Origin of the sequence: Bdellovibrio sp. HCB337, assembly GCF_047302465.1 — a bacterium.
Taxonomy (GTDB): Bacteria; Bdellovibrionota; Bdellovibrionia; order Bdellovibrionales; family Bdellovibrionaceae; genus JACMRP01.
Map to the genome: position 1 here is coordinate 2,097,433 of NZ_CP178621.1, position 26,094 is coordinate 2,123,526.

Annotated in this window: 26 protein-coding genes; 17 read left to right on the top strand and 9 right to left on the bottom strand. The window is 45.2% G+C overall.

The features are described 5' to 3' along the window. Positions 1-147 precede the first annotated feature (147 nt). The 11 genes from ACLWBB_RS10145 (at position 148) to ACLWBB_RS10195 (ending at position 9,181) form a co-directional block, all read left to right on the top strand. Positions 148-702, top strand: coding sequence for a YceD family protein (locus ACLWBB_RS10145; protein ID WP_413291530.1), 555 nt, complete (start codon positions 148-150; stop codon positions 700-702). A 65-nt stretch (positions 703-767) separates the two neighbouring features. After that, entirely contained in the window at positions 768-956 is a 189-nt protein-coding gene (gene rpmF, locus ACLWBB_RS10150) for a 50S ribosomal protein L32 (RefSeq protein WP_413291531.1), read from the top strand. Between the two features lie 39 nt (positions 957-995). Next, on the top strand, positions 996-1,982 hold the full coding sequence (locus ACLWBB_RS10155) for a beta-ketoacyl-ACP synthase III (protein ID WP_413291601.1): 987 nt from the start codon (positions 996-998) through the stop codon (positions 1,980-1,982). Between the two features lie 3 nt (positions 1,983-1,985). Beyond that, on the top strand, positions 1,986-2,957 hold the full coding sequence (fabD, locus tag ACLWBB_RS10160) for an ACP S-malonyltransferase (protein ID WP_413291532.1): 972 nt from the start codon (positions 1,986-1,988) through the stop codon (positions 2,955-2,957). A gap of 105 nt (positions 2,958-3,062) precedes the next feature. Then, positions 3,063-3,806, top strand: coding sequence for a 3-oxoacyl-[acyl-carrier-protein] reductase (fabG, locus tag ACLWBB_RS10165; protein ID WP_413291533.1), 744 nt, complete (start codon positions 3,063-3,065; stop codon positions 3,804-3,806). Positions 3,807-3,853: 47 nt separating this feature from the next. Next, complete coding sequence (gene acpP / locus ACLWBB_RS10170; RefSeq protein ID WP_413291534.1) at positions 3,854-4,090, top strand: acyl carrier protein; 237 nt, start codon at positions 3,854-3,856, stop codon at positions 4,088-4,090. 6 nt (positions 4,091-4,096) lie between these two features. After that, positions 4,097-5,362 (top strand): beta-ketoacyl-ACP synthase II, encoded by a 1,266-nt coding sequence (gene fabF / locus ACLWBB_RS10175; protein ID WP_413291535.1) that lies wholly within the window; start codon positions 4,097-4,099, stop codon positions 5,360-5,362. Further along, the gene (gene rpiB, locus ACLWBB_RS10180) at positions 5,359-5,820 is read left to right on the top strand and encodes a ribose 5-phosphate isomerase B (RefSeq protein WP_413291536.1); all 462 of its coding nucleotides are present in this window, start codon (positions 5,359-5,361) and stop codon (positions 5,818-5,820) included. The genes fabF and rpiB overlap by 4 nt, the downstream gene beginning before the upstream one ends. Before the next feature lie 62 nt (positions 5,821-5,882). After that, on the top strand, positions 5,883-7,124 hold the full coding sequence (gene glyA / locus ACLWBB_RS10185) for a serine hydroxymethyltransferase (protein ID WP_413291538.1): 1,242 nt from the start codon (positions 5,883-5,885) through the stop codon (positions 7,122-7,124). Between the two features lie 171 nt (positions 7,125-7,295). Beyond that, positions 7,296-7,904, top strand: a complete 609-nt coding sequence (locus tag ACLWBB_RS10190) for a M23 family metallopeptidase (RefSeq protein ID WP_413291539.1) — start codon at positions 7,296-7,298, stop codon at positions 7,902-7,904. A 122-nt stretch (positions 7,905-8,026) separates the two neighbouring features. After that, positions 8,027-9,181, top strand: a complete 1,155-nt coding sequence (locus ACLWBB_RS10195; RefSeq protein WP_413291540.1) for a cyclic nucleotide-binding domain-containing protein — start codon at positions 8,027-8,029, stop codon at positions 9,179-9,181. A gap of 119 nt (positions 9,182-9,300) precedes the next feature. Here ACLWBB_RS10195 and ACLWBB_RS10200 read toward each other — a convergent pair whose 3' ends face one another. The 3 genes from ACLWBB_RS10200 to ACLWBB_RS10210 form a co-directional block, all read right to left on the bottom strand. Further along, positions 9,301-10,245 (bottom strand): hypothetical protein, encoded by a 945-nt coding sequence (locus tag ACLWBB_RS10200; protein WP_413291542.1) that lies wholly within the window; start codon positions 10,243-10,245, stop codon positions 9,301-9,303. A gap of 181 nt (positions 10,246-10,426) precedes the next feature. Beyond that, positions 10,427-11,062, bottom strand: a complete 636-nt coding sequence (locus ACLWBB_RS10205; RefSeq protein ID WP_413291543.1) for a DedA family protein — start codon at positions 11,060-11,062, stop codon at positions 10,427-10,429. A 175-nt stretch (positions 11,063-11,237) separates the two neighbouring features. Then, positions 11,238-11,801, bottom strand: coding sequence for a hypothetical protein (locus ACLWBB_RS10210; protein WP_413291544.1), 564 nt, complete (start codon positions 11,799-11,801; stop codon positions 11,238-11,240). A gap of 267 nt (positions 11,802-12,068) precedes the next feature. Here ACLWBB_RS10210 and ACLWBB_RS10215 point away from each other — a divergent pair, with 267 nt between their 5' ends. Next, positions 12,069-13,202, top strand: coding sequence for a patatin-like phospholipase family protein (locus ACLWBB_RS10215; protein WP_413291545.1), 1,134 nt, complete (start codon positions 12,069-12,071; stop codon positions 13,200-13,202). Between the two features lie 540 nt (positions 13,203-13,742). Here ACLWBB_RS10215 and ACLWBB_RS10220 read toward each other — a convergent pair. After that, complete coding sequence (locus ACLWBB_RS10220) at positions 13,743-15,632, bottom strand: potassium transporter Kup (protein WP_413291546.1); 1,890 nt, start codon at positions 15,630-15,632, stop codon at positions 13,743-13,745. Then, positions 15,632-16,213, bottom strand: a complete 582-nt coding sequence (locus tag ACLWBB_RS10225) for an NADPH-dependent FMN reductase (protein ID WP_413291548.1) — start codon at positions 16,211-16,213, stop codon at positions 15,632-15,634. The genes ACLWBB_RS10220 and ACLWBB_RS10225 overlap by 1 nt, the downstream gene beginning before the upstream one ends. 86 nt (positions 16,214-16,299) lie before the next feature. Between ACLWBB_RS10225 and ACLWBB_RS10230 the strand changes: the two genes are divergently transcribed. Beyond that, on the top strand, positions 16,300-16,992 hold the full coding sequence (locus tag ACLWBB_RS10230) for a PilZ domain-containing protein (RefSeq protein ID WP_413291549.1): 693 nt from the start codon (positions 16,300-16,302) through the stop codon (positions 16,990-16,992). Here ACLWBB_RS10230 and ACLWBB_RS10235 read toward each other — a convergent pair. Further along, positions 16,949-17,737, bottom strand: coding sequence for an MnmC family methyltransferase (locus ACLWBB_RS10235; protein ID WP_413291550.1), 789 nt, complete (start codon positions 17,735-17,737; stop codon positions 16,949-16,951). The two genes, ACLWBB_RS10230 and ACLWBB_RS10235, sit on opposite strands and share 44 nt — an antisense overlap. 35 nt (positions 17,738-17,772) lie before the next feature. On the opposite strand from ACLWBB_RS10235, the gene ACLWBB_RS10240 reads away from it, so the two are divergent. From ACLWBB_RS10240 to ACLWBB_RS10255, 4 genes are all read left to right on the top strand, one after another. After that, the gene (locus tag ACLWBB_RS10240; RefSeq protein ID WP_413291551.1) at positions 17,773-18,777 is read left to right on the top strand and encodes a TIGR01212 family radical SAM protein; all 1,005 of its coding nucleotides are present in this window, start codon (positions 17,773-17,775) and stop codon (positions 18,775-18,777) included. A gap of 620 nt (positions 18,778-19,397) precedes the next feature. Beyond that, a complete protein-coding gene (locus ACLWBB_RS10245) occupies positions 19,398-21,824 on the top strand; it encodes a ribonucleoside-diphosphate reductase subunit alpha (protein ID WP_413291552.1) in 2,427 nt (808 codons plus the stop codon). A 14-nt stretch (positions 21,825-21,838) separates the two neighbouring features. Then, complete coding sequence (locus ACLWBB_RS10250) at positions 21,839-22,837, top strand: ribonucleotide-diphosphate reductase subunit beta (protein ID WP_413291553.1); 999 nt, start codon at positions 21,839-21,841, stop codon at positions 22,835-22,837. A gap of 115 nt (positions 22,838-22,952) precedes the next feature. After that, positions 22,953-23,816, top strand: coding sequence for a hypothetical protein (locus ACLWBB_RS10255; RefSeq protein WP_413291554.1), 864 nt, complete (start codon positions 22,953-22,955; stop codon positions 23,814-23,816). Here ACLWBB_RS10255 and ACLWBB_RS10260 read toward each other — a convergent pair. From ACLWBB_RS10260 to ACLWBB_RS10270, 3 genes are all read right to left on the bottom strand, one after another. Beyond that, positions 23,800-24,312 (bottom strand): hypothetical protein, encoded by a 513-nt coding sequence (locus ACLWBB_RS10260; RefSeq protein WP_413291555.1) that lies wholly within the window; start codon positions 24,310-24,312, stop codon positions 23,800-23,802. The two genes, ACLWBB_RS10255 and ACLWBB_RS10260, sit on opposite strands and share 17 nt — an antisense overlap. Before the next feature lie 112 nt (positions 24,313-24,424). Then, entirely contained in the window at positions 24,425-24,865 is a 441-nt protein-coding gene (locus ACLWBB_RS10265; RefSeq protein ID WP_413291556.1) for a hypothetical protein, read from the bottom strand. Continuing rightward, complete coding sequence (locus tag ACLWBB_RS10270; protein WP_413291557.1) at positions 24,862-25,971, bottom strand: winged helix-turn-helix domain-containing protein; 1,110 nt, start codon at positions 25,969-25,971, stop codon at positions 24,862-24,864. The genes ACLWBB_RS10265 and ACLWBB_RS10270 overlap by 4 nt, the downstream gene beginning before the upstream one ends. Between the last annotated feature and the right edge of the window lie 123 nt (positions 25,972-26,094).

Genomic DNA, 26,094 nt, shown 5'->3' on the forward strand with positions numbered 1-26,094 from the left:
ATACAGAGGTTCTCACGGGGCAACCTCAGCAATCTGGCTTTTGTTTGCATTTTCAGCATGAAACTCTACGCCAAAACTCAATTCCGCTCTTGCTTTTTTAACGCTGTCCGGCTACGTTGAGCTCCCCCTTTGACCTGCGGAGGTCCTATGAAAATCAATCTTACTGAAATCCCTGAAGAGGGTAAAAGCTTCGTTTGCACCCAAAAAACGGGTGAATTGAATGTGGTTTTGAAAGACCTCATTGGCGACAACGCTTTTCATAGTGAATTTTTTATAAAACCTTTGAACTCCAAAGACTTCGAGCTGTCTGGATTTATCAAAACAGAACTTCCTGAAGATTGTTCTCGTTGCGGCATCGACTTCTGTATGAAGGTTACTCCTAAATTTAAAGCTATTTTGATTCCTCGCCAAAGCGACGATCGCACTGGTAAGTACGCGAAAGTAAACCATGTTTCGGAATCTTTGGAAGACGGCCCAGAAGCTACGGAATACGACGGTATGATCTTTAATATGGGCGAATACGTCCATGAAGTCGTAGCAATTAATGCGCCTTTTAATCCAGCAGGACCTGAGGATGAAAAAGGCGACTGTTCTATCTGTGGAATCCACGTCAGAGGCGAGAATTTCGGCTATAACGAGGAGATGCCAGCGGAGAAGCCTGAGTCCCCATTTGCAGTTCTTAAGAACATTAAGTTGAATTAAGGTTGATTTTTGTCGATCTTTGGTTAAATTACCAAGCTTTGTAACGATTTAAAGAGGTAAAGACTATGCCAACTCCTAAAAAGAAAACATCCCGTTCACGTCGTGACATGCGCAGATCTCATGATGGTTTGTCTGCTCCAGCAGTAGCTGTAGAAAAAAAGACAGGCGAACTTGTACGTCCACACCGCGCTCATAAAGGTGCTGACGGCGCTTACTACTACAAAGGTAAGCAAATCAGCGCAGCTAAAGCGTAGTTTTTAAATTCTTAGGACTTAGGATTCTCCATGGCTGGAATGTATCGATCTCGGGTCGCAGGAACAGGTTCTTATCTACCACCAGGCGTTCTTACGAACGCCGATCTTGAAAAGATGGTGGAAACCAATGATCAATGGATCGTTGAACGAACCGGGATCAAACGCCGCCATATGGCTTCTTCAGACCAGGCGTGTTCAGACTTGAGTCTGATCGCCGCTGAGAATGCTCTAAAAGACGCGGGTCTCACCGCGCAAGATCTTGATGCCATCATCGTTTGCACCGTTTCTGGTGACCAAGTTATGCCGAGCACCGCGTGTGTTCTTCAGCATAAATTGGGCGCTAGAAACATCATGGCTTTCGATCTGTCAGCTGCTTGCTCAGGATTCGTTTATGGACTTTCTGTTGCAGACCAGTTCATCCGCACAGGCGTTTACAAGCACGTCCTTGTTGTCGGAGCCGAAGTTCTTCATCGCTTTGTAAACTACCAAGACCGCGAAACCTGCATCCTCTTCGGAGACGGTGCTGGTGCGTGGATTCTTTCTCGCACTTCTACAGAAGACAAAAATGTGATCATGAGCTCTCACCTTCATGCTGATGGCGGTTTGGGTGATCTATTTGTTCTTCCAGCGGGTGGATCTAAAATCCCATTCTCTGCAGAAGTTCTTGAAAACAAAGGCCAGTACGTTCGTATGAAAGGTCGCGAGATCTTTAAAAATGCGGTTCGTACAATGAGCCACTGCTGCCAAGAAGCTTTGGATGCGAACGAAATGACCGCAGACCAAGTTGATTGGCTGATTCCACATCAAGCTAACAATCGTATTATCGAAGCGATTGCTGAATACTATGAATTCCCGAAAGAAAAAGTGGTCGTGAGTGTTCACGAAACTGGGAATACTTCAGCTGCTTCAATCCCACTAGCTTTCCAAATGGCTAAGGATGATGGACGCGTAAAACGTGGCCAAGTCATTCTACTCACCGCTTTCGGAGCTGGTCTCACGAGCGGTAGCTTACTCATGAGGTACTAATTTATGATGACTCTTTTATTTCCCGGTCAAGGCAGTCAACAGCCTGGAATGGGCCGTTTTCTATTCGAGAACTTCAAAGCTGCAAAAGAAACTTTCGAAGAAGCTAGCGAAGCATTGTCTCAAGACATGAAAAAACTTTGCTTCGACGGCACCGAAGCAGAACTTGCTCTGACAGAAAACACTCAACCTGCTCTTTTAGTCGTTTCGACAGCGACACAAAGAGTTTTGAAATCTGAATACCACTTAAAAGTTTCTGCAAGTGCTGGCCACTCGATCGGCGAATACGCCGCTTTAGTTGCGGCAAACGTCATTGATTTTGCTCCGGCTATGCGTGCTGTTCGCACTCGTGGTCAAGCGATGCAATCCGCAGTACCGGTTGGCCAAGGCGGAATGATCGCAACACTTGGTTTAGAACCTGATCAAGCGCAATTCCTATGCGACTTCGTTGTGAAGAACTCTGGTTTTTCGCCACTGTCGCCTGCTAATTTCAATAGCCCAGGACAAATCGTTTTGAGTGGCTCTATGAAAGCTATTGAATGGCTCAAAGCGAACTTCAAACCTGAAATTTTCCCAGAGCCGCCAAAGCGCGCCAAACTGATTCCGCTCAATGTTTCGGCACCGTTTCACTGCGAAATGATGCTACCAGCCGAAAAGAAGATGCGCGAAATTCTAACAGCGATGGAGTTTAGAGCTCCTGAGTTCAAAATCGTTCAAAACTTCACTGCAAACTTTGAGAACAAACCGGAACAACTCCGCGAAAACCTCATCAGACAAGTTTCTGCTCCAGTTCGCTGGACGGAAAGCATGGAGGTTTTAAAGACTCAGGGACTCACTAAATGCGTCGAATCTGGGGCTGGAAAAGTGGTTGCTGGGCTCCTCAAGAAAATTGACAGCGAAGCTTTCACAGTTTTCGGAACAAATTCCTTAGAAGATCTTAAATTGATTGAGGAATTTCTGAAAGCTTCGAGTCATTAAAAGTCCTTGAAGAAGCCGATTCTTTCGGTCAAAGTGTGTTGCAAATAACACAAAGAAAGCCTCGAGTTTTCTGATTATTTAGAACTAGAGTTTTTAGGGAAGTCTATGAAGTCATTGCAAGGAAAGAAAATCATCGTTACCGGCGGAAGCCGCGGTATTGGCGCTTCTATCGTTAAGACCCTTGCAGAAGAAGGCGCTCAAGTTTGCTTTACCTACTCTTCCCGCGAAGAAGCAGCTGCAGAAGTGGCTAAAACTCTTCCTGGTGAAGGTCATTTCTATTTGAAACTTGATGTCGCATCTGAAGAGAGCGTCACTCAAGCTGTTGATCAAATTTCTACGAAATGGTCCGAGATCGATGGTTTAGTAAACAATGCCGGAATCACCAAAGACCAACTTTTGTTGCGTATGAAGGCTGAAGATTTCGATGCTGTTATGAACACGAACTTGCGCGGCACTTTCTTGATGACGAAAGCCCTTAGCAAAATCATGATGAAAGCTCGTAAGGGTTCCATCGTGAATATCACCAGCGTGATCGGCCAAACCGGCAATGCAGGTCAAGCTAACTACGCAGCTTCTAAAGCTGGCACTGAGGCTTTCAGTAAGTCTGTGGCATTGGAATTAGCTTCTCGCAACGTGCGTGTAAACTGTGTTGCTCCAGGCTTTATCGCCACTGAAATGACCCATGTACTAAATGAAGACGTGAAAGGGAAAATTCTAACGAAGATTCCTATGAGCGCCATCGGCGAAGGTGTTGACGTAGCAAACGCCGTAAAGTTTTTATTGAGTGAAGAATCTAAATATATAACAGGCCATACCATCAATGTGAATGGTGGCATGTTCATGAGTTAAGAGTTTTATTAATTTAATTAGGAACTGAATTTTACCAGGAGGAAATAATGGAAATTCACCCAAAGGTTAAAGATATCATCGTTGAACAACTTGGCGTAGACCCTGAGAAAGTTAAAGCAGAAGCTTCTTTCATCGACGATTTGGGTGCTGATAGCTTGGATATCGTTGAACTTGTTATGGCAATGGAAGAGGAATTCGATCTTGAAATTCCTGATGAAGATGCTGAAAAGTTGAAAACTGTTCAAGACGTTGCTTCTTACCTGCAAAAAAAAGGTAAAGCGTAGGCTTTTATGAGCTCTCGATTTGAACGCCCCGCAAAGGCTCAAAAACGTGTTGTAGTAACTGGTGTTGGTGCCGTGACTCCACTTGGACTCTCTATTCAGGATAGCTGGGAGAACGCCAAAAAGGGGAAATCTGGTATTTCTAAAATCACTCGTTTCGATACCGCTGGTTTTGATGTGACCTTTGCTGGTGAAGTGAAAGGCTTTAATCCAGATCTTTTTATTGAACGTAAAGAACAAAAAAAGATGGATACCTTCATTCACTACTCCTTAGCTTCTGCAAAGATGGCTTTGGATATGGCGAATCTTCAAATCACCGAACAGATAGCTCCTCGTGCCGGTTGCATTATTGGCGTCGGCATGGGCGGACTTCCTGGCATCGAAGAGCAACATACTCGCTTCAAAGAGAAAGGACCTGGTCGTATCAGTCCTTTCTTTATCCCTATGGTGATTACAAACTTGGCCGCTGGCCAAGTGAGTATCGCTCATGGCTTGAAAGGCCCGAACTACTCAGTAACATCTGCTTGCGCCTCTGGAGTTCACTCCATCGGTGAAGCGGTTAACTACATCCGCAATGGCTGGATGGACGTGATGGTTGCTGGTGGTGCGGAATCCACAGTGTGCCCAACGGCAATCGGTGGCTTCGCAGCAATGCGCGCTCTTTCAACTCGTAACGACGATCCAGAACGCGCAAGCCGTCCTTGGGACAAAGACCGTGATGGTTTTGTTCTTGCGGAAGGTGCTGCGATTCTAATTCTTGAATCCCTTGAACACGCTGAAAAACGTGGCGCTAATATCTTGTGCGAAATCACAGGTTACGGTGTTTCTGCGGATGCTTATCACATGACTTCCCCTGCTCCTGAAGGCGCTGGTGGTTATGCAGCGATGAGCATGGCGATGGTGGATTCAGGTCTAAAACCTTCAGACATTCAATACGTCAATGCTCACGGAACAAGCACTCCTGTCGGAGATGGTCTTGAGTCCGCTGCAATTACTAAATTGATGGGCGATCATGCGAAGAATGTTTGGGTCTCTTCAACGAAGAGCATGATGGGCCACGGCTTGGGTGCCGCAGGTGCTATCGAAGGTGCTTTCTGCGTAATGGCGATTAAAGATCAAATTGCGCCACCTACAATCAATCTTCAAAACCCAAGTGATGACTGCAAGTTGGACTATGTTCCTAATGAAGCACGTCATGGCAAACTTCAAAATGTCATGAACAATAGTTTTGGCTTTGGTGGCACCAATGCCTGCATGATATTCTCGAAGGTATGATAAACAAGATTTTCATTGCTTCAGATCACGCTGGTTTCGACTTAAAACAAATTTTTATCAAGTATCTGCCGGATCTTCCTTGGGAGGATCTGGGAACTCATGATCTACATTCTGTAGACTATCCTGATTTCGCCAAAACTCTTTGCGATAAACTTATTGAAGCCACAGGAAAACATCCTGCAACGGAAGACGCATTCAATACAGGCGTCTTCGGAGTTTTGATTTGCGGCTCTGGCCAAGGCATGGCGATTCGTGCAAATAAATATCCGCAAATTCGCGCAGCCCTTTGCTGGAATGAAGATGTGGCTCGTTTGTCACGGGAACATAACAACGCCAATGTTTTATGTCTTGGTTCTCGCGCTGTCTCTAGCGAGGTTGCTGAGAAGATTTTAAAAGCCTTCATGGCTGCGAAATTCGAAGGCGGACGCCACTCACAAAGAGTTGCAAAGCTCTGCTAAGTATTTTCTAATGTTCTAGTCGAATTATATTCACATCCTCGCTATCGCGAGTGGAGCAAGCTATGTCTTCATTTTTATCCAATGCAGATCCAGAAATTTTTAAACTGATTGGCCAAGAGCAAGACCGCCAAGAGTATGGTCTCGAGATGATCGCTTCCGAGAACTATACTTCTCAAGCCGTGATGGAGGCTCAAGGATCTTGCCTTACTAACAAGTATGCTGAAGGTTATCCAAACAAACGCTACTACGGCGGTTGCCACTATGTAGATTTGATCGAAGCTCAAGCAATTGAACGCGCAAAAAAACTTTTCGGAGTTGAAGCTGCGAACGTTCAGCCGCACTCGGGTTCACAAGCGAATATGGGCGTTTACTTGGCTTGTATGAAAGCTGGCGACACGGTTCTTGGAATGGATCTTTCGCATGGTGGACATTTAACCCATGGCTCCCCTGTAAATTTCAGCGGATTTTTGTTCAATGCCACTTCTTACAAATTAGATCCAGCAACCGAGCGTTTGAACTATGACAGTATTTTAAAAACCGCACGCGAAGTAAAACCAAAGCTAATCATCGCAGGCTACAGCGCTTACCCGCGCGTTTTGGATTTCGCAAAATTCAAAGAAATTGCGGATGATGTTGGTGCACAATTGATGGTGGACATGGCTCACTTTGCGGGACTTGTTGCTACGGGTGCTCATCCAAGCCCAGTGGGTTATGCAGACTACATTACGACGACAACTCACAAAACCTTACGTGGTCCTCGTGGTGGAATGATTTTGTGCTCTGAAGATAAATTGAAAGCCATCAATTCAAAAATTTTCCCAGGCATTCAAGGCGGACCTCTTGAGCATGTCATTGCCGGCAAAGCTGTTGCATTTGGCGAAGCGCTTCGACCTGACTTTAAAAAATACATCGACAATGTCGTTTCAAATGCAAAAGTTTTAGCAGAAGAATTAATGTCTCAAGGTTTCAAACTTGTGACAGGCGGAACAGACAATCACTTGATGTTGATTGACTTGAGCGATCGCGAAATCACAGGAAAACTTGCTGAAACCTCTTTGGACGAAGCTGGCATTACAGTGAATAAAAACACAGTTCCGAATGAAAAACGCTCTCCGTTTGTAACAAGCGGTATTCGAGTGGGAACTCCGGCACTCACCACTCGTGGAATGGGCGCCACTGAAATGAAACAAATCGGAAAATGGATTGCGCAAGTAATGAACAATCCAGAAGACGCGACTCTGAAAACGCGAGTAAAAAACGACGTGAAAGAGATGTGTGGTAAATATCCGATTTATAAGACCTAGACCCGCTCATGCGGAGGAGCGTGCAGGCCGGAGGCCAGAACGCGGACTAAGACTTTTAGCAGGCTAGAGAAACAATTTTCTCTCTCTAAAAAACCAGTTTTTGTGTCGTTAAGAGTCACAAAAACTGGTTTTATTTTTGGAATTGTCCCGAGTTTGCGCTATAATATTTGTATGTTGTCGACACAGAACGTCTTAAGAATTGCTATCTCTTTTTGCGCCATTGCTATCTTTGGTTCTTGCGCGACTTATCACACTCCACTTTCTCGTGAAATCTCTCAGGGTTCTTTAAGTACACCCGACTTCCGTGCCGAAGGTCCTCTATCTGCACCTGACAAAAAAATTAGCTTTGTCGACAAGACTGATCTTTTTGATTGGCCTGTAGATGATGCGCGATTGACTCGCGGTTTTCTTCCTAAAAAACGCCGCCCACATTTAGGAATCGATTTAGCATCGAAACGCGGTACTCCGATTTTAGCAGCTCAAGGTGGCATGGTGATCTATACCGGCCGCGAGTTCCGTGGTTATGGCAAAATGATTTTGGTTGAGTCTGGCAATGGCTGGGCAACTCTTTACGCTCATATGGATAAAATCGTGGTTCAAGAAGGCCAAAAGGTTTCTCGAGGCCAAATGATAGGCGCCATGGGCCGCACAGGTCGCGCTACAGGCGTGCATTTACATTTTGAGATCCGCAAAGACCGTGGACCTATTGACCCGCTTCCTTTGCTCCCAAATGGTTCTAAGGTCGCTTCTTATCTGCGCGACCGCCCAAGCAAGAACTAACGTCTCCACTCATTCTTATTTTGAAACAGCAAATCTGGACCAAAGGTCTATCTGCGCGCTTTTAGATTTACCCCATTTTTCCGATAAGTCTTCTTGTAGAATCAAGATCTTGGGAGCTTATCATGTCTATGAAAACGGTCAAAAAAGGTGAAGTGGTTTACACCGAGGGCGACAAAATTCAAAACGTGCTACTGATTCAAACCGGTGCCGTGAATTTGTGTCTGGCCAGAAACAAGAAAAACATCGATATGTTCCAAGTAGGCGCAAGCCAAATTCTTGGCGAACAAGTTTTGATAGGTCAAAACACTCATGTCACGACAGCTATCGCGACCACTGAAACAAAGTATTTAGAAATCCCCGTAGACGCGTTTAAAGCTCAATTCGAGTCTTCTCCTCAGATGTTTAAGATCATCATGAAGAGCCTGACAGAGCGTCTTAAAACCGCAACAGCGGACGTTAAATCAAGCCGCATGGAAAAAGACGGAACTCCGTGCCCAGAAGATCAGATCGCAAGAGTCTTCGGCACTATTTTTCATGCTGCTAATCACAAAGGTGAAAAACGAAATGAACGTGTCGTTATTGATTGGGGGCTTTTCCGCCAATACTCACAACGCGTGTTTGGCGAATCTCTCAAACGTCTAGAACAAGCCGTGAACATCCTCGTGAAGTTAAAACTGGCTATGTATGAGATGGGTAAAGATCCAGATGATCTAGAAGGACCTGAGTTGATTCAAAAGCTTCATATCTTTGATATGACCGCGATTGAAAACTTCTTTGAGTTCTACCAGTACTATTACTTTAAAGGTGGCAAATCCGAAGTTATTAAAATCGAAGACACTGTCGTAACTATTTTGGGTGGACTCCTCTCCTGCGCAGAAGGTCAGCCTTTAGATCGCTTCGGTGTTGTCAGCGTTCCGTTCCCGAAAATCGTTGATTACTTTAAAAACGAACTCGGCATGAACTTTACTCCAGACACTCTGACCCGCCTGGAAAATAAAGGTCTTTTCGCAAAAAGAAAAACCATGAGTGGCAATAACGAAGTTCAATTGCAATTTGAGCTCAAAGAATTCACGGGCTTTCATAAAAACTGGCGAGTTCTTCGCGAAGTCGACAAATGGAATGAAAAAGGCTTTGTAGATCCACAAGAGCCAGAAAAGAAACCTGTTAAGAAGGCAGCAGCCGGCAGTAGCATTAAATGTCCATCTTGCAGCGCCGATGCCCAAGAGGGCCAAAAGTTCTGCGGAGAATGCGGTCACAAGCTTGTGGCGGCAGCTTAGCGCGGATTCGCAGGAGCCGGCGGCCCGGAGGGCCAGAGGCGGACTAAACCCAATCTAGAAATAAAAAAAAGGAGCCTTGTGGGCTCCTTTTTTAGTGGTTTTCAAATTTAACTTATATCTTAGAATACAAACGCACTTGTAAGTACGTAGCTAACGTTTTTCTCTTGGAAAACTTCTTCAGCTTTTGTTGGCTTGTAGCCAGCAACAGTCTTAGAGTCTACAGAGATTTCAGGATTCAAGTTCACTTTGCCACCAAGCAAAGAGAAGCTTGCGCCCAAACCAGCCAAAACATGCTCTTCATGCAATGTCAGGCTAGAAGTATTCCAACGGTGCATGTAACCAGCATAAGTGTAAGCTTGCGCTGCATCACTTACGTTGTAGTACAAGTATCCGTAGTGGATCAAAGTTGTCTTAGAGAAGACAGGACTAGCTTTACCATCAACAACAACTTCACCTTCTGGAATGAAGCTTTGGCGTGGATTCAAGTAGTAAGATACAGACCATTTCGGATTCAAAGTCCAACCGATTTCCATATCCATACGAACCATACCATTTGAATTAACATCGCGAGATGCATCCGAAGTTGGAGCGTAGTACCAGAAAGTAGCAGACAAAGGATCAGACTTCAAAATACCGTCCCAACCACTGCGAGAGTAGGTCAAAACTGCATCCATCATAGTAGTCTTGTTCTTGTTAGTTTCGCCATCATGATCGATACCGAAGTATTGACGAGCACCGATTTTATTTTTTGCGTCTACCTTGTAGCCCGCGCCTACGTAGTTCACTGAACCGTAAGACTTCTGATTGTTGTTTGAGTAGTTCAACACAGAAGCATCAACTGAAGTTTGATTCATGATGCTCACACTCCAAGCTTTGCCTTTAGTAGCAGCAGCTTCTGGATCTGGGAGAGTCGTTGCAGTTTGGCCGGCGGCCGCTACGTTCGCTGCAGGAGCTGCAGTTGTTGTAGATGCTGCTGCATTATTACTGTTGTTGGCGTTGTTGTTTTGCGCCTGAGCAGCAGTTGCAAGTGTCGCAAGTGCGGCAATTACAAAAATTCTTTTCATTATTTTCCCCTATGTTGAACCCTGGACTTCCTTAGTTAGCGAGAGACCATCTCTCACCGACTCCCCTTGTCTCAGTGTTAGTGTTTAAAAACTGGTTCCTTTTTGAACCCACTGGACCTTAGTTGCAACGACGGTGCCATGTTCCCAGCGACTTTGCAATACCAATTATTTACATGAAAACTTAATTAAAGCGCTGTCTTACAGCGGTTACGACCATTGGTAGAAAAGAGACCCCAATTACGGAAAAAATTACCAGATGGAAGTTACTTTTGACACTAGGGAGGTTCCCAAAATAGTAGCCCGCCCCTAGGAAGATGCTCATCCAAAGGAATGATCCGACTACGCTGAATGTAAAAAATTTCTTATATTCCATGCGTCCCACACCGGCCACAAAGGGAGCAAAGGTTCGAAAAATAGGCATAAAACGCGCGAGCAGTACGGTTTTGCCACCATGGTCACGATAGAACTCTTGGGTTTGTGCCAAATACTTTGGATTTAGAAACAATGACTTTTCCTTCGAGAAGACTTTCGGTCCGACTTTGCGACCAATATAATAGTTGGTGCTATCCCCAAATATTGCCGCAGCAATCAGCAATCCCCACATCAGACCAATATTCAATCCGCTACTTTCAAGACTCGCCAACGCCCCCGCAGCAAATAACAACGAGTCACCCGGCAAAAATGGAGTTACCACCAAACCGGTTTCAGCAAAAATAATTAGGAACAAGATTACATAAATCAAAGTTCCATAGGCTGCCGCCAGTTGAGAAAGATGAACATCCAAGTGCAAAAAGATATCTATAATTTGAGCAAACATAGACTCGAGCCTAGAGACTCTTCTTTACTTTTTCAAGTTAAGTTTCCGAAGAAATCTCATTTATGTAGCACAACTCCGGTCGTCTCTTTGGCTGGAGCCAATAAAAAAGGCCCTTCGGGGGAAAAGGGCCTTTAAGGGGGATTGGAATTAAATTTAAAACTATTGAGCTCTTGAACTATTGTCCTTCGATAACAGCGCTTTCAAGTTCGTTGATCGCATCTTGAACAGATACGAATTCACCTGCACCGCGAGACAAGATCAAGTCTTGGCCAGATTCAGCACCCGTATAGTAGAAGTATTTCTTCATAGCTGTTTGCTTAATTTGCTGACCGCCTCTAGTGATATTAACGATTAAGTAGTAAGGGTTGCAGTTGTTGTTTGCACAAACACCGTTTACTTCGAAGGTTGCACCATCAAAATTTTGAACCGTTTTTGAAATCGCCAAAGCTTGGTAGTGAGTCGTTACAACTTGGTAGTTGTTTGCATTCACGCGGATGTAAGAAGTTACTGACAAAGCACTGTTTGCCGATTGCGGCTGCATCACACCCAAGATATCCGTGTTGTAACCCATAGCTGCGGCTGCGGCATCTGCGGCCTCACCACGAGCACCATCAGTATAAGTTGCACCCGAAGCATTTCTGCGAGCTTTGTAGCCAGACTCTCTCTTTGCACATGCTGTAAGAGCTAGTGCAGCTACTAGAATATATGTATAGAAACGAAAGTTTTTTGTGAGGGACATACAAAGCCTCCTGTTACATTTTTCTTCTTCACTAGACTCATAAAGCAAAACCCAAACCACAGATGAAACTTCATAGGTGTCCCCTAAGCTTTTGATTTCAAACGACAATAAAATGCCTGTCTCAGAGCGGGACAGAGCGTGCCAAATCGCTCCAATAGCAAAACGACATTTTAGGCCCACTTTCGTTTAGAGTCTGGACATGCTCTAAATGCTTTGTCTCATTCTGAGATTTACAGTTAAGCTATAAATATGACGTCATCGAATTCTATGTTGAATAAAGGTCTAGTACTTTCAGGCGGCGGAGCCCGTGGCGCGTATCAGGTCGGAGTCCTCTCGGCCATTGCAGACATCGCGCAGAGCTCAGGTATCCACGAAGCATTTAACATCTACACTGGAGTCAGCGCCGGCGCCATTAACGCCACTTTCCTTGCTGCCGGTGCGGATGATTTCACCACCGCCAGCAAATCCCTCGTAGACCTCTGGAGCCAACTCACCAGTGATCAGGTGTTCTATTCGGATGTCGCTTCTATCGGGAAAATCGGTCTTAATTGGATGAAGTCTGCGTCGGTCGCTGGCTTTGTCGGCCCCACTCCAGGCCAAGCGTTGCTAGATACAACTCCGCTGCATAATCTTTTAAAAGACAGACTGCCTTTTGCGAAAATCCAAAACAACATCGATCGCGGTATTTTAAAAGCACTTGCTATTACAGCGATGGATTACCAAAGCTCGACGGCGATCACGTTCGTACAAGGTAAAAAAGAACTTCCTGACTGGCAAAAAAGCCGTCGTTATAGCGAAAAAGCACAAATCAACGCAGAACACGTTTTAGCATCTTCGGCGATCCCCCTATTATTTCCTCCAGTCGGCGTCGATCAAAGATTCTTCGGCGACGGTTGCGTCAGAAACACAGCTCCATGCAGCCCGAGTATCTACTTAGGCGCGCAAAAAATATTAGTCATCGGAGTCCGTCGCCAAAAAGGCACGGCCTACGAAAACCGCATCATGCAAAGTGCAAAAGCCCCCAGCATCGGCCGCGTCCTCAACGTACTATTGAATTCAGTCATGTTAGATGGGGTTGAACTTGATGTCGAAAGACTCGAAAGAATCAATTCATTGATTGATCAAATCCCACCAGGAGTCCACCAGGGACTCACCTACAAAAAGGTGGATTTCGTGTGGGTCTCACCATCTGCAGACATCGGCGAAATCGCCGCCCAAAAACACATGAAGCTCCCACACATCATAAGATATCTACTGAAGGGCTTAGGAAGCATCAGCGAAACAAGCGAAATCGTAAGCTACCTACTCTTCGACCCATCATTCTGTACGCAATTGATAGAGATAGGCTACGAAGACGGAATGAAACAAAAAGAAGAAATCCGTCGGTTTTTGGAATCCTAGGCTTTGAGGTCTAAGCGAGGGAATTTCCAGGGGAAGGGTTTTGGAAACTCTCCTCGGGGCACGCCCTCCAGGCTCGTCACTCCGCCGCCTGAGTACAGGCGGCGGGGCCCATCCATGGGCCCGTGAAGGCCCTCTCCGGAGACTTTCCAAAACCCTTCCCCTGGAAATTCTGCTTCGATCACAAATCCTAAGAATCCCCACCGCCGTCTATCTTCGGTTTTTGCCGCGCGAAAGTGGCCACGAAGTTTTCGTTTTTATTGCGTGCTTTAGAATGCACAACGGACTCGTGCCGTTTTTTTTATTTTTCCAAATCTGATTAAGTTAGCTTCGCTTGAAACCTTCGACGTTGGAATCGTAGCCGTCTTTGGCTTGGAGAGGGGGCTGGGGAATTTCTTTAGGTTACCTCAGCGGGGCCACGATGGCCCCCTACGTGCCTGTACTCGGGCGCGTAGGAGCTGCAGCCATGGAGGGTGTGTAGTCTGAAGGAATTCCCCAGCCCCCTCTCCAAGCCAAAGACCCGCGCGACGAATCCAAGAAGACTTAGATTTCGACCTGAATTCCCACTTCAATAACCTGATTGGGTGGGATTTTAAAGAAGGCCGTAGGGCGCTGGGCGTTCTTTGACATGATTGCGAATAACTTCTCTCGCCATAAACTCATGCCAGGTGCTGTGCTCGGCAAGATTGTCTCACGCCCCAGCACGAACGTTGTTTCCGAAACGTTGAAATGAATATCTCTTTGGCGGCAGGCCTCGAGAATGTGCTTCATTTTTGGTGTTTCCATGAAACCGTAATAGACGATGATTCTGTATAGATTTGGAATGATCTCTTGGATAAGTACGCGGTCTTTTTTCGGAACGAAAGGTTCGTCCTTCGTTTGAATCGTTAGAATCGCGACTCTCTCGTGCAATACCTTATTGTGTTTCAGATTATGCAAAAGCGGCACTGGAATGCCCGAAGGATCCCCTGCCATATAAATTGCTGTGCCTGAAACACGCAGAGGTGGTTGACGCAAAATCATTTGGCAGAACTCTTCGATCGATACCGAGCGCTCTTTTAAGCGGGCATACAGAATTTTTCTTCCTTTGTGCCAAGTGATCATCAAAAGATAAATCACTGCTGCCATCACAAGCGGCACCCAGCCACCGTGCGCGACTTTCATAATGTTAGATCCAAAGAAGGCCAAATCCACAATCAAGAATCCACCAAATATTGCGAGCGCCTTGCCAAGCCCCCAGTGCCAGCGGTGAACAGAGACTTCAAATGCTAAGATGGTCGTAATCACCATCGTGCCCGTCACCGCAATACCGTAGGCCGCTGCCAAATTGCTGGACGATTTAAAGGTTACAACCAACCAGATGACACCCACAAAAAGAGCCCAATTTACGAATGGCAAATAGATCTGACCAATTTCGCGGCTCGAGGTATGAATCGTAGCAAGACGTGGACAGAAACCCAATTGCACAGCCTGACGAGTGATAGAGAAAATCCCTGACACCAAGGCTTGAGACGCAATCACAGTAGCCATCGTTGCAAGAATCACCAACGGTGCTAATCCCCATTTTGGTGCCAATAAATAGAATGGATTTGAAATCGCTTCGGGATTGCTTAAAAGCAAAGCGCCTTGGCCGAAGTAATTAAGCACAAGACCTGGCATTGCAACGAAGAACCACGCCAAGCGAATCGGACGACGGCCAAAGTGCCCCATGTCCGCATAAAGAGCCTCACCACCGGTCACAACTAGGACAACGGAACCCATAACAACAAAGCCATGGAAACCATTAATCTGGAAGAATTCAATCGCGTGATATGGATTGATCGCTTCAAGAACCGCAGGGTTTTGTAGAATCCCGTGAAGCCCCAAAGCTCCTAGAACAAAAAACCAAAGCAATAGAATCGGACCAAATACGACACCGATGCGACCGGTCCCAAACTTTTGCATTAAGAAGAAGGCATTTAAAATAAAGATCGTGAGTGGAATCACGTAATGTTCAAACGCAGGCGTTAAAAGATAAAGACCTTCCACTGCAGACAAAACCGAGATTGCAGGAGTAATTACGCCATCACCGTATAGTAAAGCGGCACCAAAAAGTCCCAAGGTGATAATGACAAAACGTCGAGTCGTCGAACTCTTGGCTTCACCACTCGAGGCCAGAGCCATCAAAGCAAGAATTCCACCCTCGCCTTTGTTGTCTGCCTTCATCACCACGGCCATGTACTTGGCGCAGATCAAAATCATGATGGTCCAGAAAATCAAAGACAAAACGCCGATCACGTTTTCCGGAGACAACGGCAGATTATGGGCCTCTGAAAAACATTCTCTGAGAGCGTAGAGTGGGCTTGTTCCGATATCACCAAAAACAACGCCGAGGGCTGCGAAAGCCAAGACCAATGTGTTTCGGGAATGTTTACTATGAGCTGTGTTTTGCATTATTTGGTCGCTTTTTGCGCTATAAAGCTATTGGCATCAAGGCCAGCCGATTTCAAAGCTTTGCAGAATGCTTGGAAGCCTTTGACTTGAGATTTCAACAAATCCTGCATCAAAGGATCTACAAGAGCTCCGTCTTTTACGACCTTGTGAACATTCATCAAGAATACACGTTGCGGATAAATAAAAGCATTTCTATAGCCAAATACTTGCTGAAGATGCTCGACGGGTCTCATCCCACCAAACATTCCACCAAGACCCACGAAACAAACCGGACGGTATTCGAAAGAGTCTGGGAATTTCATGTGATCAATATAGTATTTCAAAATACCCGGCATTGATCCATTGTACTCGGGACAAACCACGATCAAACCATCAGACTTAACAACTTTATCGATCTCAGCCTGCAGGCTTGCAGGCTGATCCTTACCATAATGAGGACCTTGGCTGAGCTCGCCGCGAATGTCGCGCATATCGATCAGACCAACATCTTCACCAGATTCTTTATAAAGAGATTGAATATAGCGGGAAATTTTCAAAGAGTTGGAATCCGCGCGGTCGGTCCCCGAAATAATATACTTCATAAGTCATTACGTCCTTCAGCTGATTTGACAATAATCCTCGCCTTAGTTCTAATAATCAAGAGGGAACTCAAAGGCGGGGGATGTTCTTGGATCAAAAAAGATGGTTTTTACTTTTGGAAGGGCAAGTCACCGGTCCCTATGGGGATCAGGAGATTGAAAATCGTATTGACAACACAAAGGACCCTCTCGTTTGGGGGCGTGGGCAATCGGAATGGCTCGCTCCTGACAAGTGGCGCTTGGCACTGAAGGCTTTGCTTGCGCAGCAAGCTTTAGAGCAGCAGAACACCCGTCTTTGGAAGATGCGTGTCGATCAAAAAGAACTCACACCGATGCCGCTTGAAGAGCTTATTGAAAATCTTAAAGACTATACGGATCTCTCCCCGGTTCGCGTTTGGACCGATGGTTTTGACGACTGGAAAGAGGTCTTTCAAGTGCGAAAGATCATGGACGAACTCGGCATCAGCCGCCGTAATCATCCCCGTGTTCCAATTATGGGATCCCTCACTGGCACTGCAAGCTTTGGCCCACTTAATGCTAAAATTATCTCTATTAGTGAAGGTGGCGTTGGCGTGAATAGCGCCAAGGGTTTGCAGATTGGCGAAAAGTTCCAGGCCGCACTTACAAGCCCTAATCTTTTTGTGGCGATCAACACCAATGTGGAAGTGGTCTATGTGGGGGCTGACGGCTATGCGGGCATGCGCTTTTTAGGTCTGCCAAGCGAAGCCAAATCCGCCATTATTGAGTATGTGAAGAAGTTCCAGCACGTGGCTCAGAAGTAGGCTTAAAAAGCCCTTTGAAGGCCACCGTTGAGTTTCTTTTCCCTTTAAAGCCCTCGCGGTTTTCAACGAAAAAATCAGCAGCTTTCAGGGCCTGCTTTAAAGTCGCGCGACTTGCATAGGTAGAAACTAAAGCATCTTCGGCCGTTGTTTTTTTAAAGAAATCCACCAAGAATTCTTCCGTCCAAAGTGCCGGCGTCGTCTTTGCGCTAAAGGCATCAAACAAAATTCCGTGGGCCTTGCCGGTAAATACGGATTCGTGATCCAAAGGTCCATGCAAAACGCACTGTTTTTGCATGTATTTGTCAGATAAAAGATTTTTAAGTTCTTGAGGATCTAAAGTAGAGTCCTTCAAGATGTACTTTAAAACCTGGTCATAGACTGCCTGAATTTCCTGGGGCAAATCGCCATTCTTCAACCACTGGATGAAGAAGTCCCGAAGCTCGGGAACTAACTCAAAGCTATCCATAGTAAAGTTGAAGTTCTTCTTTAAGAGCGCTTCGCGAGTTACAGTGAGCTCAACGTATCCAAGCCCCAGTCCCACAGAAATAAAATGCGGTGTATTTATACTTCCAAAACAATGATGAATAATCCGCCCATAAATCAATTCAGTCTCTTCAGCAGCCCCACCAGAATGGTGCATGGCCTCGCCTTTTTCCTCGCCCTGAATGAGGCGTAAACTGGGACTCCCGTCCCCCGTAATTTCTACCTCAAATCCGATCCCGGACCATGTTTGGGGTGTATTCATTGACTTTCCTTTTTGGGTCTCTATAACTCAACTCCATGGAAAAAGGCTGGAACGGGCTTCCTTATAACACTATTGCCGATCACTACTCAAACCGCTTCGGGGAAAAAGTCTATAAAATCCCTGTATCGGTGGTGGATGATTGCCCGAATCGTCGCGGCCTTAAGGGCATGCAAACCTGTGTGTTTTGCGATGTCTGGGGATCTGCCGCACGCTCTGAATCCCTGACGATGGAACTCAAAAACCAGATCGAGACTTTCCACACTCACATCGCCAAGAAGTACAAGGCCCGCAGCTTTTTGGTCTATTTCCAGGCCTATACAAATACATTCACGAAACTGACCGGTCTTCGCCATAACTTTGAGACTGCGCTGTCTTATGACTTCGTCAAAGGCTTCGTCGTCGGCACCCGTCCAGACTGCCTTTCAAAAGGGGTTTTGGATTTGTGGCAAGAGTATCACCAACGCTCTTTTGTGGCGGTGGAGTTAGGCGTTCAGAGCTTCTTTGATGATCAACTCGAGTTCATGCGCCGGGGGCACACAGCTCAAGCTTCCATCGATGCTATTCATAAGATTGCCGATAGCACACAAGCGGACCTAGGCATTCATTTGATCTTTGGAAGCCCGGGTGAGACCGACGAACACATCATTCGCACGGCCGAGATCGTGAATAAGCTCCCGATCACGAACGTAAAACTGCACAATCTGCACGTTCTTAAGAATACGCCGCTTGAAGAGATGCACGCGCGCGGAGAATTCACTCCTATTGATCGCGAAACCTACTCTCATCGCGTGAAATTGTTCCTACAGCACGCAGCTCCTCATCTGGCGATGCACCGCCTGGCGGCCTTTGCCTCGCGCTGGGAAGAGCTTGTGGCTCCGAAGTGGACTTCGGATAAAATGGGCACTCATCAGTACATTATCGACTATCTTCGGGCCGAAAAAGCTTATCAAAGTCAGTTTTTCCAAACCGATGATGTCAAAACCCAGACCAAAATCTTGGACATCCGCAATAAGAGTCTGGCCACAGTTATGGAACACTAGGGGTAGATTTAAGATCGTGACAGATCACCATATCTAGACTCTGCGTTAATCCATTGTTCTGTCGTCCTTTCAGCTCTTTAGACACTTTCTCACTGCGTAGATTGCAAACAAATGAGGCTTTTTTTCGCAAGACAGACTTGTCAAGAAGATCAAAATCGCTGCTTAAATGATAAGCAGCGCCAGGTTTTTTTGTAATTTTTTTCCTATTTAAGTTTGACTCTCTTTCAAAAAATAATGATCCTCAAAGTGTGAGGAAGATCGGCCATATGGACTTGGCCACTCTGACTAACCCCTAGATCTAGTGGTTGCATAAAGGCTGAAGGCTTTGTTGGGACCCGGACCTGGAAGGTAAAAAAGAGCACCTTAACTGTTTACTTCAGTACTCAGGAGGATCCGATTGGAAGAAGCTCTCTTTCTCTGTCATTGTCCTAATACTAGACCACCCGCTTTGTGGATAAACACAGAGTAAAATGGACTGGTAGAAGACAACAAAAGACAAATAGCAAATACGACTTAATAAGATACAACATCGTTCGGTTTTTACGGAGGGGTAAAAACTGAGTGGGATTTTTTTCGCTCTTTTTCTTGGGGATAAAGAGCCAGCAATGAGGGGACGCAATATGCTAAATCAGGAGTCCAACGGACAGGGCTATCAGTCTGATTCTACACCACACATCATGAGAGTTAAAAAGCGCGACGGCACTCTCGAGCCAGTAGACGTTACTAAGATCGTAGAGCGCGTTACTCGCTGCTGCCAGGGTCTTGCTCAGGTAGATCCTCTTCGCGTAGCTACAAAGGCTATTAGCGGTCTTTATGATGGTGCTACTACTAAAGAACTCGACAATCTTTGCATTCAAACAGCAAGTCTACTTATTGGTGAAGAGCCAGAGTACTCTCGTTTGGCTGCCCGTCTTCTTTCTACATTTATTGATGAAGAAGTGCGTTCGCAAAAAATCGGCTCTTTTGCTGATTCTGTGAACTTGGGCGTACAAAAAGGTTTGATGAACGACTCTCTTCATAAGTTTGTAGAGGCGAATAAAGCGGCTTTGTGTGCTGCGATTGAGCCTTACCGTACAGATCGTTTCGAATACTTCGGTCTTCGTACTGTTTATGATCGTTATCTATTGAAAAACCCAACTTCACGCCAAGTGATTGAGACTCCTCAGTACTTCTTTATGCGTGTGGCTTGTGGTCTTGCACAAAACGTGGACGAGGCTATCGAATTCTATCGTTTGATCTCTTCTCACGATTACATGGCTTCAACTCCAACTTTGTTCAACTCTGGAACTCTTCGTCCACAAATGTCTTCTTGCTATTTGTTGGACTCTCCACAGGACGATCTAAAGTCTATCTATGATAAATATACTGATATCGCCCTTCTTTCTAAATTTGCTGGCGGTATCGGCGTGGCATTCAGCCGTATCCGTTCTCGTGGTTCTTTGATCAAAGGAACTAACGGTCACTCTAACGGTATCATTCCTTGGTTGAAAACTATGGATTCTTCCGTTGCAGCTGTAAATCAAGGCGGAAAACGTAAAGGTGCTGCTTGTGTGTACTTGGAAACTTGGCACGCAGATATCGAGGAGTTCCTTGAGCTTCGCGACAACACTGGTGACGAAGCAAAACGTACTCACAACTTGAACTTGGCAAACTGGGTTCCAGATTTGTTCATGAAACGTGTAGAAACAGATGAAATGTGGTCTTTGTTCGACCCGAACATCGTACCTCACTTCACAGATACTTACGGTGAAGAGTTCGAAAAAGCTTATGCTGAAGCAGAAGCTAAAAAAATGTACTCGAAACAAATCAAAGCTCGTGATTTGTACGGCCGTATGATGAAAACTTTGGCTCAAACTGGTAACGGCTGGATGACTTGGAAGGATGCTTCCAACATGAAAGCCAACCAAACTGGCCAACCTCAAAACGTGATCCATCTTTCAAATCTTTGCACAGAGATCTTGGAAGTGACTTCGAATAAAGAAACTGCGGTTTGTAACTTGGGTTCTGTGAACTTGGGTCGCCACATCACCAATGGTGAGTTCGATTTCGAAAAATTGGCACGCACTGTTCGTACAGCTGTGAAGTACTTGGATCGCGTTGTAGATATCAACTTCTACCCGATCGAAACTGCCAAAGACAGCAACCACAAATGGCGTCCAGTAGGTCTTGGTTTGATGGGTCTTCAGGATGCTCTTTTCCAATTGAAGTTCCCGTTTGATTCAGACAAGGCTCGCGATTTGTCTGTAAAAATCCAAGAAGAGATTTATTACAATGCGATGGTCGCGTCTTGTGACTTGGCTGAAAAGTATGGAACTCATGGTGCTTACGAGGAAACTCGCGCAGCTCAAGGCATGTTGCAATACGATCTTTGGGGTGTAACTCCAAGCCAACCAGAGCGTTTCGTTAAATTGAAAGAACGTATCAAAAAGCACGGTTTGAGAAACTCTCTTGTGATCGCAATTGCACCAACTGCGACGATCGCTTCTATCGTAGGTTGCTACGAAGCGACTGAGCCACAAGTCAGCAACTTGTTCAAACGCGAAACATTGTCTGGCGAGTTCATGCAAATCAACCGTTACTTGGTAGCGGATTTGAAAGCTATGAACCTATGGAATGAAGACGTTCGTAACGAAATCAAAATGATGGACGGATCTATTCAAGATGTGGCAGCAATTCCACCGCAATTGAAAGAGCTTTACAGAACTGTTTGGGAAGTCCCAATGAAGGCGTTGATCGATATGGGCGCTGATCGTGGTGCTTACATTGACCAATCTCAGTCTTTGAATCTTTTCATGGAAAGTCCAACTATCGGTAAGCTTTCTAGCATGTACATGTACGCATGGAAAAAAGGTCTGAAAACGACTTATTACCTCCGTTCACGTCCAGCGACTAGCATTGCAAAAACGACAGTGAAGAAAACTACGACAGGAACTTCAACAATCACCGAGACAACTATTGTCGAAGCTGCACCTAAGAAAGAATATTCTGATGCAGAAGTGATTGCTTGTTCTATTGATAACCCTGAAGCCTGCGAAGCCTGCCAATAGAAAGGACTCTCATCATGTTGCTCGATCCTGGATTCAATCTCACTCTCCGTCCTATGAAGTATCCGATTTTCTACGAAATGTATAAAAACGGGATCAAAAACACTTGGACTGTCGACGAAGTAGACTTCTCGACAGACCTTGTAGACCTTCACTCTAAAATGACTCCGGCTGAGAGACATTTGATCTCTCGCCTTGTAGCTTTCTTTGCGACTGGCGATTCTATCGTTGGTAACAACTTGGTATTAAACTTGTACAAACACGTGAACTCTCCAGAGGGCCGTATGTACTTGTCTCGCCAACTTTATGAAGAAGCTTTGCACGTTCAGTTCTATCTGACGCTTTTGGATACTTACATTCCAAATCCAGACGAAAGAGCGGAAGCCTTCTCTGCGATCGAGAACATTCCATCTATCAAAAAGAAAGCAGACTTCTGCTTTAAGTGGATCGATTCCATCAACGATTTCGACACTCTTGAAACTAAAGAAGACCGTCGTAAGTTCTTGATGAATATGATCTGCTTTGCAACTTGTGTAGAAGGTTTGTTCTTCTTCGCAGCGTTTGCTTACGTATACTTCTTGCGCTCAAAAGGCCTCTTGGCAGGTCTTGCGACTGGCACAAACTGGGTTTTCCGTGACGAATCTATGCACATGGCTTTTGCTTTGGAAGTGATTAAAACCGCTCGCAAAGAAGAACCAGATTTGTTCAACGAACAAATGGAAGACATGGTTGTACAAATGCTTGAAGACGCCATCGACTGTGAGATGGAATTCGCTCAAGACGTTTTGCAATACGGTCTAGCTGGTATGTCCGCAAAAGACATGCGCCAGTACTTGGAGTTCGTAGCGGATCAACGTCTCGAGAGCTTGAATATTGCTCCAAGATACAATGTGAAAAACCCATTCTCGTTCATGGAACTACAAGACATGCAGGAACTTGCAAACTTCTTCGAAAGAAGAGTTTCTGCTTACCAGATGGGAGTTTCCGGAAGCGTGTCTTTCGATGAAACGTTCTAGAGAGTTTTTTCTTTGGGCCTTTTTTCTGGCATTATGCTTTTGGGCAGGTTACCTCAAGGGATACCTGCCCTTAACATTTAAACAGAACCTTTTCGCCAAAGGCCCTGTTCGTATTTTGAACGCCACTCCTTTTAATTTTCCCCAGGACTTTATCAAAACTCTTGAAGACGACCTTGGCCAGAAGATTGAAATTCAAAGAGTCAAAAACTGGGACGAGCTTCAAGCAAAAATGGTAACTAAGACCGGGGCACACCTGGTACTAGCACCCTCTTTTTGGGCTCGGGATATGGATCGCGAGTCTCTGATCATGAGACTTAACCCAATTCAAACGAAAGTCGAAAAGCGCATTTCTCCGGACTTCATTTCTTTGCAGGGAAAAAACCTCAATGCCCTTCCACTCTATTGGGCTGTGACCGACTTCCGCGTTCACAAAGACAGCACTTTGGGGGACAGTCTTGATCAGGCTTTACAGAATAAAGCACTGACAGAAATTCATCTCTATCCCGATCAAGATCTAATGGTGACGCATTTGAAAGTCTGGGCCAAAAGCCCTGCTGGAAGCCTGAAGCTAAAAGATGTTTCCACATTTCAGTTTAATAAAATTCCTACGGATATTTCTAAAACTGCGATTTGGGAATACCCACATCTTGTGAAAGATCCTAATACCCGCTCTCTAACAACGGGGAATAGCCGGGCTTTCATGGTCTATAGCATGATGATTCCTAGAAACTCTTCTAATAAAAAACTATCTTATCGTTTGATTGAAAAAATGATGGATCCACAAATCGAGGAAGCGATTCTTACGAAGCTCCCAATGGGTAGCACCCTGCAAGTGACTGATAGTTTTCAAATTGCAAAAGAGAAACGCTCAACCGAGCTTCGAGATCTTAAACTTCATGAATTGATTATTTTGGAAAAACGTCTTCCGGATCTTTTTCAAGAGTACTGGCAAAAGTACAACTTTATCTTACCAAATTAAGGAATAGATAACCGCCACCAGCGTTCGTCACAGGCGCGCCTGCCGAGTCATAAGCGACAAGTTCGAGCTTCACTGTGTAGATACTGCTGACTGCTAAATTACGAATATCAATCGCAACACCGAACTTTCCTTTACGGCAAGCAGGAGTCACTGAAGAACCGGTTACGCTATAAGTAGGAGCCGCCACTGGCGTATTTCCATTCTGAGTAACGACAGTCACATTGATTCTGTTATTTGGGTAAGTAGAAGCATGGCAATCACCACTGACCTCTACTTTGGTATCCGTTGCTGCTGGATACAGAGATACTGTATTTCCGGTTGTAGTTAATTTTAAAAGATTGGCGCTAGCAGCTTGGCTAGCACAGCCGTTAGCAGGACATTTCGATGTGTCTTCGTAGTCACCCACTAATCCACCCTCAGAATATTGATTACACGCCGAAAGCAGAGCGCATCCAGCTACCAGTAGGAGTGAATTTAAAAGAGGTTTCATAGACATACGGAAAGTCCCCCTAATATCCATACTAACAAAGTATCGGAATATTAGAGACAGGAATTTACTTTATCTCAGAATGAGACAAAGCGACTTTCCATAGTCTAAATAGTTGGATCTAGCGCCCTCTGCGTAGGAACTTTTTCGGTCTTTGCAGCAGCAAATCGAGACTAACACCTGGCTTAATAAAGAAGCGAACATGAGTCCCCGAGGCATTCACAAATACAATCGCCGGCATACTTTGGCTCGAGTGTGAGAACACGGTTCCACTATAAGCATGACCAACAGAGCCCAAAATCGCGACTGCAATACACTGCCCGTGAGTGACGTCCGTGATCGTCATGTGAACGGTATTGAAATTTGCACCTTCTTCAAAGCGAACTACCAATTCTTGGCCGTCAAAACGTGTCGTCCAAGTGCCAAGAACAGCTTCGACCTCAAGAACATTTTTAGACATGTCGCTTGGCCAAACAATAATTGGATCCGAGTCGATTCCTGCAAAAGCGTGGAGATTAAAACTTAACAGAACGAATATGATCATCAGGAAGAAGTTTTTCATAAAGTCTCCGCATCTTTGAATTTTACAGTAGTAGTCGCTGGCATATAATAACCCTTACGATCCCGCAGAATATACTTAGGACTTTCTGGATCTGGTTCTAAAAGAGTTCTTAGTCTTTTAATAGAGACATAGATGACATTGTCATGAATGCTTGAGTCGTACGGCGTATTCCAAATTTTCTCGATAAGCTCTTCTTTAGTAAACCGATGCCCAGGGTTTTTAGAGAACGCTTTAATGAGTTCAAAAAGAATGTGCTGATGTTTAAAATCAACGGCACCTTTATAACGCTCTTTAAGTTTTAAAACCTGACTATCGATAATAAGATCACTATCAATAAGATTTTTCTCGTTCATTGGGAACGTCGTTTTGATCGCACTATACAGGCGCGGAAACTTTTCTTTATCCAGGCCTGTTAAAGCCAATGTCCCGTAAATCTCGGCAAGCTGATTTTTTCCCTGACGATGATAAGCGCGCGCCATTTGGACTAAAATATTAGCTTCTAAATGATGATAGCCGGCGCGCTTTGCCAACTCGTAAGCTTTCCAAGTAAGGTCCACACAGCTATCAAACTTATTTTCTTCCTGATAAATATGACTCTTCAGAATAAAACAACTGATGGTGACTTCGTCCAACTTCATCTCATCAGCCAATACCAAAGTCTTTTCAATCAACGTGTGAGCACTAGCAAAATTACGCTCAAGAGTCGCCACGAAAGCCAACGCATGCAGGGTTCTTGCGACGCCCTCATGATCTAGAGCTTGGGTCGAATGAGTTAACGCTTTTTCAAGAAGAGCAGCGGCTGTGATTTTCTCGCCTTTGGCCAGTTGCCACATCCCCATTAAATGCAGACCTCTTCCTTGGGTTTCGTCTTCTTTGAAGTTCACAAGGACAGAGAGCAGATCGTTGTAGATAGAATCGATCTCGCCCAAACGCATAAGCTCATGGTGGCATTGGAACAAAAGGCGAGCGGCTTGAAGCCATAGCTTAACGTCACTGCCTTTAGAGCTTTCGCAAATAGCAAAGCACAACTCAGAAGACTTCTGAAAGCTTCCGCGCTGGTAATGCAGACGTGCAATATTGAAAGATAAATGGAGCTCGCTCGACATGGGGGTGGAAAATAAGATCCTGACCAAACTTAGTCAAGATCTTAACAAAAGTGAAAATGACGGAGAGCTTAATTGTCTAGAAATCGAGCAAAATGGTCGATTTCTAAGGGTTTTCTGAACCGA